The following is a 14,429-nucleotide window of genomic DNA, read 5'->3' as shown; positions in this document are numbered from 1 at the left end:
GCGCCCAGCCGGTGGCGGTGCCGAGCCCGAGGGGCGCGGCGCTGACCAGCGTCACCGGCCGCGGCGCGAGACGCAGGGCGACGCTCAGGCCGGCGACGCCGGCACCGACGACGACGACGCGGTCGGCGGGGTTGCGCGAGAACGCGTTCATCGCGCACCCACCGCGAGCATGCGCTCCACCGCGGCGCGCGCCCGGTCGGCCAAAGCCGGGTCGACGACGACCTCGTGGGTCAGGGTCTCCAGGGCGTGCCGGATGTTCGACAGGCTCATCCGCTTCATGTGCGGGCACATGTTGCACGGCTTGATGAACTCGATGTCCGGGTTCGCGGCCGCGATGTTGTCAGCCATCGAGCACTCGGTCACGAGCACGACCTGCGCCGGGCGCTTCTCGGTGACGAAGTTCATCATCATCGCGGTCGAGCCCGAGAAGTCGGATTCGGCGACGACGTCCGGCGGGCATTCCGGGTGGGCGATGACGGTGACGCCGGGATAGCTCTCGCGCACCTCGCGGATGTCGGCGGGCGTGAAGCGCTCGTGCACCTCGCAATGCCCGGCCCAGGTGAGGATCTCGATCTCGGGCAGGACCGCCTGGACGTTCTGCGCCAGGAACTCGTCCGGGATCATCAGCACGCGCTTCACACCGAGCGAGCGGATCACCTCGACGGCGTTGCCGGAGGTGCAGCACAGGTCGGACTCGGCCTTCACCGCCGCGGAGGTGTTGACATAGGTCACGATCGGCACGCCGGGATACTTGGCGCGCAGGCCGCGCACGTCGGCGGCGGTGATCGAGTCGGCGAGCGAGCAGCCGGCGCCGAGGTCCGAGATCAGGACGGTCTTGCCCGGGTTCAGCAGCTTGGCCGTCTCGGCCATGAAGTGCACGCCGGCGAGCACGATCACGTCGGCCTTCACCGTCACCGCCTCGCGGGCGAGCGCCAGGCTGTCGCCGACGATGTCGGCCACCGTGTGGAAGATCTCCGGCGCCTGATAGTTGTGCGCCAGGATCACGGCGTTGCGCTCGCGCTTGAGGCGGAGGATCGCCTCGATGTCGGGGGCGAGCGCCGGCCATTCGATCGCCGGGATGTGGCGGCTGACCCGGGCGTAGATCTCGGGCAGCGGCATCCCTGCCGGAACGGCGCGGGGGGCGGAGACGGGAAACGCGGTCGACGCCATGGCGCCCTCCATTATGCTCAGTTTGAGCATTGTGCCGCCTAAGTTAGGCGCGCCGGATCGCCGTGTCTAGATATGCTGAGACTGAGCATAACGGTTTTGCGACGCACCCTGCCCGATGCGTCGCACAACGCCGTCGCCCCGGTCCGAGGCTCGCGCGCTTCCGGCGTGATGGGCTCGTTCAGGACAGGTTGGTCGTCCTGTCCGGGATGCGGAATTTTTGACCAGGACGCGGGCCGTGGGAGGACCGACGCCTCGCCGCGATGAGGCAGCAATGCCTAGATCGCCGCAGGCCGAAACCGCTCAAAGATAACCTATGTTGCTGCGGCACCCGATCGATTGCGCGACATCGCGAGCCGGTGCCGAGGCGCCATCGGAACTCCAGCTGCGCGGGGCACGATGCTCATCACCACGGAAGACAGCAATGGCTCCTCGGACTCCCTGTCCGTCGCGGCGCCGAAACTGTCCGATGCGATCCGCATCCATCTCGGTGAGCATCTTCGAACCACGTATGCCGCCTCGATGCAGGCCCCGCCGCCGTCCCATCTCGGCGATCTGCTGGCGCGCCTCGAAGTTGTTCTTGCCGACGCGCAGGGGCGCGACGACGCGGCGTTCAAGGCCGGCCTGCTCGAAGCCGCCACCAGCCTGCACAGCTTCGCCATCTCGCTGACCCGCAACCCCTCGGCGGCCGACGACCTCGTGCAGGACACGATGCTGCGCGCCTGGCGCAGCCGCGGCAGCTTCAAGGTCGGGACCAACCTCGGCGCCTGGCTGTTCACCATCATGCGCAACGCCTTCTACAGCGTCCACCGCAAGCACGCCCGCGAGGTCGCCGACAGCGACGGCGATCACGCCGCGCGCCTGACGAGCCTGCCCGAGCAGGGCGGCCACCTCGATCTTCAGGACGTGCAGGCCGCGCTCGGGCGCCTGTCGCCGCCGATGCGCGAGGCGCTGATCCTCGTCGCCGTCGAGAACGTGTCGTACGAAGAGGCGGCGACGATCCTCAAGTGCCGGATCGGCACCGTGAAGAGCCGCGTGTGGCGCGCCCGCGACCAACTCGCGCACATGCTCGGCTATACCGGCGCCGAGGTCGGCGCCGACCACCTCACGCTTTCGGCGATCGGCGAAGGCGGACTCGCCGCCGGCGCCTGAGCGGACCGTCCCTTCGCGGGCGCGACCTGCCCCTTCGCGGGCGCGACCTGCGTCGTCGAGCGCGAGCGGCAGCCCCAAGGTCGAGAGCGATCCCTGAAGCCGGCAGCGCGCTGCGTCCGGGTCGTCGAACCATGCCTCCGCACCGCGCGCCGATCGCGATCACATTCTTTATCCAACCGCGCCGATCCGGCGCAGTCTGGAACGGATCGAATCAATCCGTCTGGCGTTCCCGTTGCGATACCGCCCTGCGGGCACGCACTTCGCCCGCACCACAGCCGCCGGCACCACCGGTCGCACGGGACAGCGAGCATGACGGACAAGACACGAGACGGCGCCTTCGCGCTGACGCGGCGGACGCTGATGGAGAGCTGCGCCGTCGCGGCGGCCGCCACCGGCTTCGGCCTGCCGGCAAAGCCGGCCTTCGCGGACGCACCGGGCGATCCGGCGCCGCAGATGCTGTCGGTCCGCCTGACGGTGAACGGCACCGAGCACGACCTCACCCTCGACACGCGCACCACCCTGCTCGACGCGCTGCGCGAGCATCTCGACCTCAACGGCTCGAAGAAGGGCTGCGACCACGGCCAATGCGGCGCGTGCACGGTGCTGGTGGATGGGCGCCGGATCAATTCCTGCCTGACGCTCGCCGCGATGCACGATGGCGACGCGATCACCACGATCGAAGGCTTGGGCACCGAGGAGCAGCTCCACCCGATACAGGCGGCGTTCCTTCAGCATGACGGGTTCCAGTGCGGCTACTGCACGCCGGGCCAGATCTGCTCCAGCGTCGGCATGCTGGCGGAAGTCAAGGCGGGCTGGCCGAGCCACGTCACCGAAGACCTCGTCGGCAAGGCTGCGTTCACCGATGCCGAGATCCGCGAGCGGATGAGCGGCAACCTGTGCCGCTGCAGCGCCTACCCGAACATCGTCGCGGCGATCCGCGACGTCGCCGGCACCGAACTCTAGAGGCGCACGCGATGAAAGCCTTCACCTACGAGCGGCCTTCCACCGTCCGCGACGCGGCGCGGCTCGCGGCGGACCGGCCGAATGCCAAGTTCATCGCCGGCGGCACCAACCTGCTCGACCTGATGAAGCTCCAGGTCGAGACGCCGGCGACCCTGATCGACGTCAACCGGCTGCCCCTCGACAAGGTCGAGGCCACGCCGGAGGGCGGCCTGCGCATCGGCGCGCTCGTGCGCAACTCCGATCTCGCCGCCGACCCGCGGGTGCGGAAGGATTACGCGGTGCTGAGCAAGGCCCTGCTCGCGGGCGCTTCGGGGCAGCTGCGCAACAAGGCCACGACCGCCGGAAACCTGCTCCAGCGCACGCGGTGCTACTATTTCTACGACACGTCGAAACCCTGCAACAAGCGCGAGCCAGGCTCGGGCTGCTCGGCGATCGGCGGGTTCAACCGCATCATGGCGGTGCTCGGCACCAGCGATGCCTGCATCGCCACCAACCCCTCCGACATGAATGTCGCGATGCGGGTCCTCGATGCCAGCGTCGAGACGCTGTCGCCGAACGGCGCGACCCGCGCGATCCCGATGGCACAGTTCCACCGCCTGCCGGGCGACACCCCGCAGATCGAGACCGCCCTGCAGCCGGGCGAGATCATCACGGCCGTGACGCTGCCGAAGCCCGTCGAGGGCCTGCACGTGTATCGCAAGGTGCGCGACCGCGCCTCCTACGCCTTCGCCACGGTCTCGATCGCGGCCGTCATCGGCAAGGCGGACGGCAAGATTACGCAGGCGCGGATGGCCTTCGGCGGCCTCGCGCACAAGCCGTGGCGGGTCGAGGCGGCCGAGGCCGTGCTCGCCAGGGGCGGTAGCGCCGACGACGCTGCGGATGCGGTCCTGGACGGCGCCCGCGGCTACGGCACCAACGACTTCAAGATCCCGCTGACCCGGCGGACGCTCCGCGCGGTGGTGACTGACGCCACCCGGACCTGACCGTCCACGCTTTCAGGATGAATGCCATGGAGATGAATCAACCGGTCGGGAAGACGCCGCTCGACGACAGGCCCGACGGCCTCGTCGGACGGCCGATCGACCGCATCGACGGCCGCCTCAAGGTGATGGGCCGCGCGCCCTATGCCTACGAGACCCGAGAGGTGAAGAACCCGGCCTACGGCTTCATCGTCGGCGCGACGATCGCCGCCGGCACGATCCGCTCGATCGATACCGCCGCCGCCGCGAAGGCACCCGGCGTCATTCATGTGATGACCCACGAGAACGTGCCCGAGCAAGGGGAGAAGAAGGAGCAGGTCTGGCCGCAGCTCGCCGGGACGAACATCGGGTTCTTCGATCAGCCGGTGGCCTTCGTCGTGGCCGAGACCTTCGAGCAGGCGCGCGCCGCGGCCAAGCTGGTGAAGGTCGCCTACGACGTCCGGGCCCCGAAAGCCTCGCTGCGGGCGGCGCTGCCCCAGGCGGTCGAGCCGAAGAAGCAGCAGACCGACCCGGATTCGAAGCTCGGCGACTTCGACGGCGCCTTCGCCGCGGCCCCGATCAAGCTCGACGTCGAGTACACGACGCCGACGCAGATCCACGCGCAGATGGAGCCGCACGCGACGATCGCCTCGTGGGAGGGCGACAAGGTCGTGCTCTACACCGCCAACCAGATGCTGAACCGCGGGCAGAAGTCGCTCGCTTCGGTGCTGAAGCTGCCGGTCGAGAACGTGCGTCTGGTGAGCCATTACATCGGCGGCGGCTTCGGCTCGAAGCTGCAGCCGATGCCGGAGGCGACGCTCGCCGCGCTGGCTTCCAAGGCGATCCAGCGCCCCGTGAAGGTGGCCCTGACCCGGCAGCAGGAATTCCACGTCGCGACCCACCGCACCGACACGATCCAGCGCATCCGGCTGGCCTCCGACCGCGACGGAAGGCTGACGGCCCTGTCCCACGAATCCTGGTCCGACACGGCACAGGGCGACGAGTTCTACGAGACCTCGGCCAACGTCACGCGCTCGCTCTACGCCGCGCCGAACCGCATCACGCGCCATCGCCTGGCCAAGCTCGACCTGCCGATCGCGTCCTCGATGCGTGCGCCCGGCGAGGCCGTCGGCATGCTCGCCTTCGAATGCGCCATGGACGAGCTCGCCGAGCAGATCGGCCTCGACCCGATCGAGCTGCGAATCCGCAACGAGCCGACGCAGGACCCGGAGAAGCAGGTGCCGTTCACCGTGCGCCAGCTCGTGCCGTGCATGCGCGAGGGTGCCAAGCTGTTCGGATGGGACCGCCGCAAGGCGGCCGGCACGGTGCGTGACGGCAATTGGATGGTCGGCATGGGCATGTCGGCGGCGGCCCGCCTCAACCCGCTGATGCCGTCCTCGGCGTCGGTGAAGCTCGGCGCCGACGGATACCTGACCGTGCGGATGGCGATGACCGACATCGGCACCGGCACCTACACCATCCTCGCCCAGATCGCGGGCGAGATGATGGGGCTCCCAGTCGAGCGCATCCGCGTCGAGATCGGCGACACCGCCTATCCCGCGGCGGCCGGCTCCGGCGGATCGTTCGGCGCGGGCTCGGCCGGCTCGGCGCTCTACGTTGCCTGCGACAACCTGCGCAACAAGCTCGTGGCGGCGACCGACCTCAACCCGGACGGCGTCGTCTTCGCGGACGGGCGCGTCACCTCAGGCAACCGCTCCGAAGCCCTGATCGACCTCGCCGGGTCGGGCGGCGTCGCGGCGGAGGGCGAGATCAAGCCCGGCGCGCTGAAGGAGAAGTTCTCGCACTACTCGTTCGGTGCGCACTTCGCCGAGGTCGGCGTCGACCGCGACACCGGCGAGATCCGCCTGAGGCGCATGCTCGGCGTCTTCACCGGCGGCCGCATCCTCAACGCCAAGACCGCCCGCAGCCAGGCGATCGGCGGGATGACCTTCGGCGTCGGCGCGGCGCTGATGGAGGATGCGGTGATCGACCCGCGCACCGCCACCTACGTCAACCACGATCTCGCCGAGTATCACGTGCCGGTCCACGCCGACATTCCTGCGATGGACGCGGTGTTCCTGCCCGAGCGCGACGACAAGGCCAACCCGCTCAAGAGCAAAGGGCTGGGCGAGCTCGGCATCTGCGGCGCCGGCGCGGCTTTGGCCAACGCCGTCTACAACGCCACCGGCATCCGCATCCGCGACTATCCGCTGACGCTGGACAAGGTGCTGAAGGGCTTCGAGGAGCAGGAAGGCCGCGCGCCGCGCCGGGCATGACGCCAGGGAGTGGTTGACGGCGGCCTCGCCCATGGACATCCCGCGATGTGCCAACATCCGGGAGCCACGCCATGGTGTCCGCCGACCGCCATCCCCCGAGCCGCTTCAACGCGGCGCGCTACTGCCTCGGCAAGAACGTGCGGGCACGGCCGGACAAGACCGCGCTGATCCTCATCGGCGCGGGCGAGGCGGTCGAGACCCTCACCTTCGCCGAGGCCGACCGCGCCGTCCGCGGGATCGCGGCCGGCCTCTTGGCCCGCGGATTGCGCCGCGGCGACCGGGTGATGATCCGCATGGGCAACGAGGCCGACTACGTCCTCGTCTACTTCGCCGCGCTCGCCGCCGGCCTCGTCGCCCTCCCCTCGTCGCCGCAGCTGACGCCGGCCGAGGCAGCCTTCCTGATGGAGAACTCGGGTGCGGCGGCGGTCGCCGTCGGCGGCGGCTGCGTGGTCGATTCGGCGGCTCTCGGCGACTGCATCCTCCTCGATGCTGCGGCCATCGCCGCGATGAAGACCGAAGCGCCGCTCGCCGACTACGCGGACACCTCCGCCGACGACCCGGCGACCCTGGTCTACACCTCCGGCACCACCAGCCGACCGAAGGGCGTGCTGCACGCCCACCGCGCGGTCTACGGCCGCCGGCCGATGCTCGAGCACTGGCTCGGCCTTTCGGAATCCGACACGATGCTGCACGCCGGCACGATGAACTGGACCTACACGCTCGGCGTCGGCATCACCGATACGTGGTCCGTCGGCGCGACCGCCGTGCTGTACAACGGGCCGCGCGACCCGTCCGTCTGGCCCCGGCTGATCGCGCGTCATCGCGCCACGATCTTCGCCGCCGTGCCGAGCCTGTATCGCCAGATCCTCAAGTATGGCGACCCGGGCAGCCACGACCTGTCGAGCCTGCGCCACGGCTGCACCGCCGGCGAGGCGCTTCCCGCGGACGTGCTCGACGCCTGGACCGAGGCGACGGGAAAGCCGCTCTACGAGGCGCTCGGCATGAGCGAGATCTCGACCTACGTCTCGACCGGGCCGACGATCGCGCAGCGCCGCGGCTCGCCGGGCAAGCCCCAGCCGGGACGGCGCGTGGCGATCCTGCCGGTCGAGGGCGCACCCGAGCCGGTGCCGGGCGGCGAGACCGGCCTGCTCGCGGTCCACCGCTCCGAGCCCGGCCTGATGCTCGGCTACTGGAACAGGCCCGACGAGGAGGCGCAGGTGCTGCGCGGCGACTGGTTCGCCGGCGGCGACCTCGCCCGGCTCGATGCCGACGGCTATCTCTGGTTCGAGGGTCGCAACGACGACCTGATGAACGCGATGGGCTACCGCGTCTCCCCGAACGAGGTCGAGGGCGCGCTGATCGCGCATCCGTCCGTCGCCGAAGCCGGGGTCGCCGAGCTGGCCGTGCGCGCCGACGTCTCGGTGATCTGCGGCTTCGTCGTGCTGCAGCCCGGCGCCGAGCCCGACGCGGACGCGCTGATCGCGTGGTGCGGCGAGCGCCTCGCGGCCTACAAGCGCCCGCGGGAGATCCGCTTTCTCGACGCCCTCCCCCGCACCGCCAACGGCAAGGTCCAGCGCAAGCGGCTCGCCGCGGCGCCCGGGGCTTGAGCCGCGTGTCCGCGATCCCGCCGAACGGCACGAGCACCCTGCCGATCTCCGTCTTCATCATCGCCCGCAACGAGGCGGACCGCATCGGCGCGACGATCCGTGCGGTGCGCGACCTGACCGACGACCTGGTGGTGGTCGATTCCGGCTCGACCGACGGGACGCAGGCGCTGGCGGCCTCCCTCGGCGCGCGGGTGATCCACAACGACTGGCCGGGCTACGGCCCGCAGAAGCGCTTCGCCGAGGACCAGTGCCGCCACGCCTGGCTCCTGAACCTCGACGCCGACGAGGTGGTGCCGCCCGACCTCGCCGCCAACATCCGCGCCTTGTTCGCCGCCGGCGAGCCCGAAACGCCCGCCTGGCGCATCGCCATCGCCGAGATCTTCCCCGGCGAGAGCCGCCCGCATCGCTGGGCCTACGCCCTGACGCCGGTGCGGCTCTACCGCAAGGATCGCGGGCGCTACTCGCCCTCCCCGGTCCACGACCGCGTGGCGCTCGACCCCGGCGTCGAGCCCGGACGGCTCAAGGGGGTGATCCATCACTTCTCGGTGCGCTCGCTCGGCGACCAGCTCGACAAGCTCAACCGCTACTCCGACCAGCAGGCCGACGACCTCGAAGCCCGCGGCGTCGCGATCCCGAGCTGGCGCGTGTTCGTGGAGCTGCCCGGCAACTTCCTGAAGGCCTATTTCGGCCGCCGCCACTGCGTCCGCGGCGTCTACGGCTTCCTCACGGCGATGAACTACGCGATCTCGCGCCACCTGCGCATCGCCAAGCACTACGAACGCCGAAGGGCCTCCGCCACGCGCCAAGCCCGCGACCCGCTTGACCGCCCCGGCCCGACCTCTTAGAGCCGACGACGCTGGAGACGTGGCCGAGCGGCTGAAGGCACTCGTTTGCTAAATGAGCATACCCAGAAATGGGTATCGAGGGTTCGAATCCCTCCGTCTCCGCCATTTTGCTTTAATTCCCTATTGCTTCTCAACGACTTAGCTCCTGGGGCTATAGCTCTACCCACGCCTGCACCCGCGTGGGCAACGCAAATCGCGGCGGATGATGGCGAACGGTCGCGGTCGCCGCTGAAGTCGACAGAGGAGGTTGAGCCCACCTCCGGTTTCTCTGACCGCGGCATCTGATCACCGCCTCGAACAAAGGGCCTCAGGCCGGCTTACCCATGCGTCGGTCCGAGGATCGACCGTCCACGCCCCCATGCTCAGGTTCTCCCCCGTTTCTGGGCGGGCGTGGACGACAGGATCAGTGATCGCGACAGGCGATCGGCCTCCGAGGAGGTGCGCGATGACCTCGAAGACAGTCGCGATCGTCTGCGGTGCCGGCTGCGCCTTGATCGGTCCTGCGGTGGCCAGAGCCTTCACCGACGATCCGACGGATCAGCTCACGCTGTCCCTGATCATCGCAGGATCCGTGGTGGTAACGGTCCTGGTGTGCGGGCTTCGATCCTGGGAGGACTGAGGCCGCACGCGAGGCTTGACCGAGCAGGCTAGCGGAGGTCAGCGAACATCGGACCGAGACCTGCGCGGGTCGCCAAGGCATCGGCAACGCGCACGCGCTCCCGAGACTGTAGCAACGCCGCGTCAGCCTCGTCGGCGAGCCTTTCGGATCGTGCAAGGTCAGCGCAAGCCCACCGGATGTTTGCAACGGCGAGGTAGGCGAGGATCAGCCTCATCGCCCCTTCTCCTGCCGCACGGCATCAAAGGCCGCTTCCCACTGAGCTTCCAGCTTCGAGCCCAAGTCCATGATGACACAAGCGATTGTAACCAATGGCTCCGAGCCCTGGGATTGCGCTTCGGCCATGGTGCAGACGACTTGCCCCCAACGAGCCACGTCGCGCACGTCGCCCTCAAGCTTGGCGAGAAGCTCCCATACTGACGGATTGCTCATCGGCGAACCTCCCGCCAATCGCATCCGACCGTCGCCAGAACCACCGGGGCGCGCGCCATGGCCTCGGCGCCGACCCGCTGCCACCATCCCTCGTTCCCGAAGCGATCGTCAAAATGGAACGTCGCGCCGGAATTGGTCTGCGGGATGAAGTAGCCGTCGCCGATGCCCGGATAGAGCGTGTTCTGCAAGGCCCTCTGTTCGTAGTGGAGCCACGCCGCGTAGTTCTCGGCGCAGGGGATAGAGGTTGCTTCAGCCGCCTGTGTCGGCTTGCCAATGAGCGTGACGCCGCCGCCGATGAGCGGGAGCGAGACGAGGCCGCGGAGGAACCCGCGGCGGTCTGACGGGGCGCTCATGCGCAGAGCCCCGCGCGCACCTGATTGTACCACAGAAGGCCATCGGCATCAGCAAGGCCGTCCTCGGCAGGATCGTGCTCGTGGTCGTCTTCTTCGAGGTCCGCGTCGCCCGTCAGCATGTCGAGCAAGGCAAGGTCGGCTGCGATGCGGTCTGCGACGCTTCGGCGAAGCGTCTTGAGGCGCCGATGGTCAGCCTCAGAGAAGTGGCGATCCAGGCCTCGGTGGATCGCCTCGATGGCGTCGTGCGCAGCTTGGTCGGGATCGGCTGTCCGCATGGCACGAAGGGCCAGGGTGACGGGCCCAGGCTGCCTGCCGGCCTGGGGAAATAAGGGCGTGCGTGTGCTATGGGCGTGATTAGCCATGCCGCTCTCCTCAACAGAGTGGTGGGGTGAGGCTCGAGCCGAAGGTTGGCGCTTTCGCTCGGGCCGCCTTTGTGATTAAATGTAGTCAGACCTACTGTCAACTACATTTAATGGACGCCATGGGCCGCCCGCCTCTCGACACTCCTAAATCCCTCCCGGTGTCGTTCCGCCTGCCGCCTGAGGTGAAGGCGGCGGCCGAGCAAGCTGCGAAGGATGACACTCGGTCGATGTCAAGCTTCATGGAGAAGCTCCTCACCGAGCATCTGAAGGCGAAGGGCTACCTGAAATGACCCTCACGCCTGGATCGCAGACCAGCCCGAGGCGACGCCCTCCCGGCCGGAAGTGATCCGGCTCGTCCTGACAGATTGGCTGCCGGGCCAAGGCTATGTGCGCCGTCACGTCGGTTTGGAGGATATGGATTAACCGACGCGGCGCTCAGCAATCGCTGACGGGAAGACCGAAGCGTCGTCACGCGGGGCTTAACGATACCAACCGGTATGCGCCGTGCGGCCAGCCGCGGAATGGACAATCGCCCCATAGTTTGAGTACGCAGATCCCACGCCCCTGTGGATATCTCCGTGACGCGGAATTTACATCTTGACGTGCAAAATAGCCCCGTTGGGGTCGATGCCCTCTCTCGTACCCACCCGTGCCACGAAAAACAACCCGGAAGGTCGATTGTTATGACGACATATGACCCGCTCGGCGGTCCGCAAAGTGTAGGCGAGGCAATATATCCACTTTGCTTAATGGAAGAGGCAAATTTTATTTACCTGCATGACCTTGTTCAGGGAAAGAGATCTTTTTCGCCTGAGAACTCTGAAATCGACCGCGTGACCGAGATGACCGGGTTCGGCCGAGATAGTGTAGAATATCTCCTCGCATCGCTATCTATACTGTATATCCATGTATCAAAACTATTAAAGCGCGGAATGATTTACAATGATGCAGTCCTTAAGACTGTGGAAGATATTATTAGCGATGTTGATTGGGGCGAAGAGCTCAAAGATAAACTAGAAGCGCGGCTCAGCATGATGCTGGCTCCGACAAAGAACCACCATGATTTCATTAAGATCGAACGCCTAAAGGCCGGATTTCAAGATCACGCCATCGCGTTTTCCAGCATAGTAGAATTACGCCCAAAGTATAGCGATGATGAAGATGATAAGTTGGCAATAGAAGGCTATCTACCTTCTATACAGTTTAGGATCACAACAGACTCTGAGGATGGAAGATATCTAATCTTTCAGTTAAGTGAGGATGCGCTGAAGGAACTGAAGAAGTCAGTCGATAGACTATCAAAGAAGATTGAGGTACTAAAAACCTCAGAGTCTTTGTATCAGCGCATTATTGAGGTTTAAAAATTCAATGGAACAGCAGAACCAAAAAATTGAAGAGTCATTTGCCCTCCCAAGTGGCGAATTTATTTCTCTAAATAGTTACGCGCGCGCAATCGAAGATTTTGGTGTTCCCCAAAAACATGAGATTTCACCAGTAAATATCAGGGGCAGAACTTATATTTCAGGAAAAAGATTTCCATCTAAAATAAATAACATGATACGTCCATCGCGAGGAGCGCCTTATATGCGCGCAGTTCTTGCTGCGCATTTACGAGCTTACGGCGGATCTAAGCCGACTGTGATGAGAGGGGCACAACCCCAGGTCGCGACAAACGAAAAGGTTGTTTCTCTTAGTCCCGCCTCCACATCGGCAGACACGAAGCTCCATCAAAAAGAATTTAATCTATTTGGAGAGTTTAGCCCAAGTCAGGCGCTTGCTGCTTACTGGGTTAGGGGAGTCGAGTCGCACCGACCCAAGAACATTAATAGATCGCCACAAATCTCAGTAAATATAAACTCGCAATTTCAGTCTGAATTCGCCAAGGAGTTTAAAGAATACATCTCAATGATTGGGCAGCAAAGAAGATATTCTAAGCTTCGCCAGACCGAAATAACCGTTGCTGGACGAATGATTACGGTTCTTCAGGACGATTTATGTGATAAATTCCAGATTATCCAAGATGAAGCTTCGGAATTTATAAAACTACTAATACAAGAACTATCGCAATCCATAAAAAAGGGGGACTCTTTGATGGGGGCATGGGGAATGCTGTGTGTCGATGAGGCGGACAATATGCACTTCGCGCTCGCTGAGCCCGAGTTCACGCCATCAACGGGGTTCACCAAGTCGAAAAAGCTACGATAGTGAGTGCGCTCTTTCGTTTCGTCCACACGTCGGATTTTCACTTCTGCGTCGAGCCCAGACGTGTAAATATTCTGTCGTTGTACGAGCGGCGAACAATAATGATGATGGATACCGCCATCAAACAAGGTTGGAATTCTGGATTTATTTCTTTAGCAAAACCAGCTAGTTTTTCCGAAGCTATAGTTTCGGCTACGGCGCTTTTTTGTTATAAAAATAAAGATGAGATTGATGGAATAATTATAACAGGCGACCTAGCTACAACGGGATATCAAAGCGATATTAAGGTTGCTCATGATTTCGTCAAAAGTGCTCCAGCTGACGGGTATGTCAATAGCATTAGGCGGCCTACTCTGCAGGCTGCAGATGCAGACATACTCGTCTTACCTGGCAACCATGATAAATATTCAAATCTTTACGCAGCTCCAAGCTCTCGATTTTTCGAATTAAATTTCCATTTAGAAATGCCAAATCTAAAAAACCGGATCTCACATGAGGTTCGCGAAAAAAATGGAAAAGTTATAGCTCTAGTATTTGCCGATTTCTCTTTAAAGCAGAGAAAAGACGCAACCAGTGTTGCGAAGGGCCCATATGGGCAAGGCTGCGTCTATGAAGACGTTTTGAAGGAGCTGGTCGAAGTAACGAGGTCATTGAAACAAGAATTCTCAGGGTGTGTCATAATATGGGGAATACATTTTGCACCTTTTAACTGCGGATCGACACTACAGTTGATTGATTTCGAGGCTGTAAATCGAGAGGCCAAAGACGAAAATGTAAGCTTGATTTTATGCGGGCATACGCACACTCCAGCTGTACTCAAACAAGATGGCCCGACTATATTTTGTGCCGGATCGGCAGGCGCTATAGACAAGGAAGATAGAAGTTATATTCATTTAGTCGAGATAGATATTGGCGTAGAGACTAAAATTTCTAGGAAAAATTTTAAGATTTCGAAGAGCAGGGATGATTTCATATTTTCTGGTGTTGATTTGTAAGGATCATAGCACTGCTATTTGCGTAATTTTGAAAACGATAGTTTTATGATGAATGTGGTTGCGGCTGATATCGACAGCCGTTAACCCGGCGGCTATCTTGCCGAGATGCGGTTTGCAGTTTTCGCTCTCGTTGTCCTATCGGTTAGTCGCGCCTTCGCCCGGGGGCCTCATACGTCCGTTGAGGGGCCGTGGTGGGTCGTCGCCGGCTCGTTCGCCAACGCCGACAACTCAAATTTTCAGGCTACCGCCGTTAGCAAAGCATCGGCCGCAGTGCGCCGTTGCGGCCTTGAACCGTTCAACGACTTCTCGATGAAGTTTTATGGCTTCAGGCCCGGCTACGATGTCGTGGTGGTGGGTGGCTATAATAGCCGTGACGATGCGAACGCAGCCCTAGCGATACTCCGGCCGTGCGTTCCCAGCGCGTTCATAAAAGCAGGACGACACCTCGGCGAGTGACCTGTACTCGACTCCGCGTTGTCTGCTGCTATCCTGCTACGATG

General features: G+C 63.8%; 18 protein-coding genes and 1 tRNA gene. 13 read left to right on the top strand and 6 right to left on the bottom strand.

What is annotated here, in order from left to right; translation table 11 throughout:
- The coding region (locus tag FV230_RS04075) for an FAD-dependent oxidoreductase (RefSeq protein WP_147841362.1) at positions 1–151 on the bottom strand (151 nt) is incomplete at its 3' end.
- Entirely contained in the window at positions 148–1,170 is a 1,023-nt protein-coding gene (nadA, locus tag FV230_RS04070) for a quinolinate synthase NadA (RefSeq protein WP_147841361.1), read from the bottom strand. The genes FV230_RS04075 and nadA, both read right to left, overlap by 4 nt.
- 396 nt (positions 1,171–1,566) lie before the next feature.
- On the opposite strand from nadA, the gene FV230_RS04065 reads away from it, so the two are divergent.
- The 8 genes from FV230_RS04065 to FV230_RS29370 all read left to right on the top strand — a co-directional run bounded on the left by FV230_RS04065 (position 1,567) and on the right by FV230_RS29370 (position 9,588).
- The gene (locus FV230_RS04065) at positions 1,567–2,319 is read left to right on the top strand and encodes a sigma-70 family RNA polymerase sigma factor (RefSeq protein WP_147724908.1); all 753 of its coding nucleotides are present in this window, start codon (positions 1,567–1,569) and stop codon (positions 2,317–2,319) included.
- A gap of 309 nt (positions 2,320–2,628) precedes the next feature.
- Positions 2,629–3,282: an aldehyde dehydrogenase iron-sulfur subunit PaoA gene (gene paoA, locus FV230_RS04060; RefSeq protein WP_147724904.1), complete on the top strand. Its 654-nt coding sequence runs from the start codon at positions 2,629–2,631 to the stop codon at positions 3,280–3,282.
- A gap of 11 nt (positions 3,283–3,293) precedes the next feature.
- Positions 3,294–4,265 (top strand): xanthine dehydrogenase family protein subunit M, encoded by a 972-nt coding sequence (locus FV230_RS04055; protein WP_147841360.1) that lies wholly within the window; start codon positions 3,294–3,296, stop codon positions 4,263–4,265.
- A 26-nt stretch (positions 4,266–4,291) separates the two neighbouring features.
- On the top strand, positions 4,292–6,517 hold the full coding sequence (locus tag FV230_RS04050) for a xanthine dehydrogenase family protein molybdopterin-binding subunit (protein WP_147841359.1): 2,226 nt from the start codon (positions 4,292–4,294) through the stop codon (positions 6,515–6,517).
- 71 nt (positions 6,518–6,588) lie between these two features.
- Positions 6,589–8,124 (top strand): AMP-binding protein, encoded by a 1,536-nt coding sequence (locus tag FV230_RS04045; protein ID WP_147841358.1) that lies wholly within the window; start codon positions 6,589–6,591, stop codon positions 8,122–8,124.
- Entirely contained in the window at positions 8,121–8,969 is an 849-nt protein-coding gene (locus tag FV230_RS04040; RefSeq protein ID WP_246694724.1) for a glycosyltransferase family 2 protein, read from the top strand. Before FV230_RS04045 ends, FV230_RS04040 begins: the two co-directional genes overlap by 4 nt.
- Before the next feature lie 13 nt (positions 8,970–8,982).
- A tRNA-Ser gene (locus FV230_RS04035) sits at positions 8,983–9,074 on the top strand.
- A 340-nt stretch (positions 9,075–9,414) separates the two neighbouring features.
- Positions 9,415–9,588 (top strand): hypothetical protein, encoded by a 174-nt coding sequence (locus FV230_RS29370; protein ID WP_187275377.1) that lies wholly within the window; start codon positions 9,415–9,417, stop codon positions 9,586–9,588.
- A 28-nt stretch (positions 9,589–9,616) separates the two neighbouring features.
- Here the strand turns inward: FV230_RS29370 and FV230_RS04030 are convergent, their stop codons facing one another.
- From FV230_RS04030 to FV230_RS30295, 4 genes are read right to left on the bottom strand one after another with little or no spacing between them, the layout of a single operon-like run.
- Complete coding sequence (locus FV230_RS04030) at positions 9,617–9,802, bottom strand: hypothetical protein (protein WP_147841357.1); 186 nt, start codon at positions 9,800–9,802, stop codon at positions 9,617–9,619.
- A complete protein-coding gene (locus FV230_RS04025; RefSeq protein WP_147841356.1) occupies positions 9,799–10,017 on the bottom strand; it encodes a hypothetical protein in 219 nt (72 codons plus the stop codon). Before FV230_RS04025 ends, FV230_RS04030 begins: the two co-directional genes overlap by 4 nt.
- Positions 10,014–10,370 carry a hypothetical protein gene (locus FV230_RS04020; RefSeq protein WP_147841355.1) on the bottom strand — a complete coding sequence of 119 codons (357 nt, stop codon included), beginning with the start codon at positions 10,368–10,370 and terminating at the stop codon, positions 10,014–10,016. The genes FV230_RS04025 and FV230_RS04020 overlap by 4 nt, the downstream gene beginning before the upstream one ends.
- Positions 10,367–10,732 (bottom strand): hypothetical protein, encoded by a 366-nt coding sequence (locus FV230_RS30295; RefSeq protein WP_147841354.1) that lies wholly within the window; start codon positions 10,730–10,732, stop codon positions 10,367–10,369. Before FV230_RS30295 ends, FV230_RS04020 begins: the two co-directional genes overlap by 4 nt.
- Before the next feature lie 110 nt (positions 10,733–10,842).
- Here FV230_RS30295 and FV230_RS04010 point away from each other — a divergent pair, with 110 nt between their 5' ends.
- The 5 genes from FV230_RS04010 to FV230_RS03990 all read left to right on the top strand — a co-directional run bounded on the left by FV230_RS04010 (position 10,843) and on the right by FV230_RS03990 (position 14,385).
- Positions 10,843–11,022: a hypothetical protein gene (locus FV230_RS04010; protein ID WP_147841353.1), complete on the top strand. Its 180-nt coding sequence runs from the start codon at positions 10,843–10,845 to the stop codon at positions 11,020–11,022.
- 312 nt (positions 11,023–11,334) lie between these two features.
- Positions 11,335–12,093, top strand: a complete 759-nt coding sequence (locus tag FV230_RS04005; RefSeq protein WP_147841352.1) for a hypothetical protein — start codon at positions 11,335–11,337, stop codon at positions 12,091–12,093.
- Between the two features lie 7 nt (positions 12,094–12,100).
- Positions 12,101–12,937 (top strand): hypothetical protein, encoded by an 837-nt coding sequence (locus FV230_RS04000; RefSeq protein WP_147841351.1) that lies wholly within the window; start codon positions 12,101–12,103, stop codon positions 12,935–12,937.
- Entirely contained in the window at positions 12,937–13,929 is a 993-nt protein-coding gene (locus FV230_RS03995) for a metallophosphoesterase (protein WP_187275374.1), read from the top strand. The genes FV230_RS04000 and FV230_RS03995 overlap by 1 nt, the downstream gene beginning before the upstream one ends.
- A gap of 105 nt (positions 13,930–14,034) precedes the next feature.
- A complete protein-coding gene (locus tag FV230_RS03990) occupies positions 14,035–14,385 on the top strand; it encodes an SPOR domain-containing protein (RefSeq protein ID WP_147841349.1) in 351 nt (116 codons plus the stop codon).
- Positions 14,386–14,429 lie beyond the last annotated feature (44 nt).

The organism is Methylobacterium sp. WL6 (assembly GCF_008040095.1).
Classification (GTDB): Bacteria; Pseudomonadota; Alphaproteobacteria; order Rhizobiales; family Beijerinckiaceae; genus Methylobacterium.
The sequence above is the reverse complement of the archived record's forward strand: the minus strand, read 5'-3'. Positions and strand labels throughout refer to the sequence as shown.

Coding starts and splice junctions, on each gene's coding strand:
- nadA (WP_147841361.1), bottom strand. CDS start 1,170: ATGGCGTCGACCGCGTTTCCCGTCTCCGCCCCCCGCGCCGTTCCGGCA.
- FV230_RS04065 (WP_147724908.1), top strand. CDS start 1,567: ATGCTCATCACCACGGAAGACAGCAATGGCTCCTCGGACTCCCTGTCC.
- paoA (WP_147724904.1), top strand. CDS start 2,629: ATGACGGACAAGACACGAGACGGCGCCTTCGCGCTGACGCGGCGGACG.
- FV230_RS04055 (WP_147841360.1), top strand. CDS start 3,294: ATGAAAGCCTTCACCTACGAGCGGCCTTCCACCGTCCGCGACGCGGCG.
- FV230_RS04050 (WP_147841359.1), top strand. CDS start 4,292: ATGGAGATGAATCAACCGGTCGGGAAGACGCCGCTCGACGACAGGCCC.
- FV230_RS04045 (WP_147841358.1), top strand. CDS start 6,589: ATGGTGTCCGCCGACCGCCATCCCCCGAGCCGCTTCAACGCGGCGCGC.
- FV230_RS29370 (WP_187275377.1), top strand. CDS start 9,415: ATGACCTCGAAGACAGTCGCGATCGTCTGCGGTGCCGGCTGCGCCTTG.
- FV230_RS04030 (WP_147841357.1), bottom strand. CDS start 9,802: ATGAGGCTGATCCTCGCCTACCTCGCCGTTGCAAACATCCGGTGGGCT.
- FV230_RS04025 (WP_147841356.1), bottom strand. CDS start 10,017: ATGAGCAATCCGTCAGTATGGGAGCTTCTCGCCAAGCTTGAGGGCGAC.
- FV230_RS04020 (WP_147841355.1), bottom strand. CDS start 10,370: ATGAGCGCCCCGTCAGACCGCCGCGGGTTCCTCCGCGGCCTCGTCTCG.
- FV230_RS30295 (WP_147841354.1), bottom strand. CDS start 10,732: ATGGCTAATCACGCCCATAGCACACGCACGCCCTTATTTCCCCAGGCC.
- FV230_RS04010 (WP_147841353.1), top strand. CDS start 10,843: ATGGACGCCATGGGCCGCCCGCCTCTCGACACTCCTAAATCCCTCCCG.
- FV230_RS04000 (WP_147841351.1), top strand. CDS start 12,101: ATGGAACAGCAGAACCAAAAAATTGAAGAGTCATTTGCCCTCCCAAGT.
- FV230_RS03990 (WP_147841349.1), top strand. CDS start 14,035: ATGCGGTTTGCAGTTTTCGCTCTCGTTGTCCTATCGGTTAGTCGCGCC.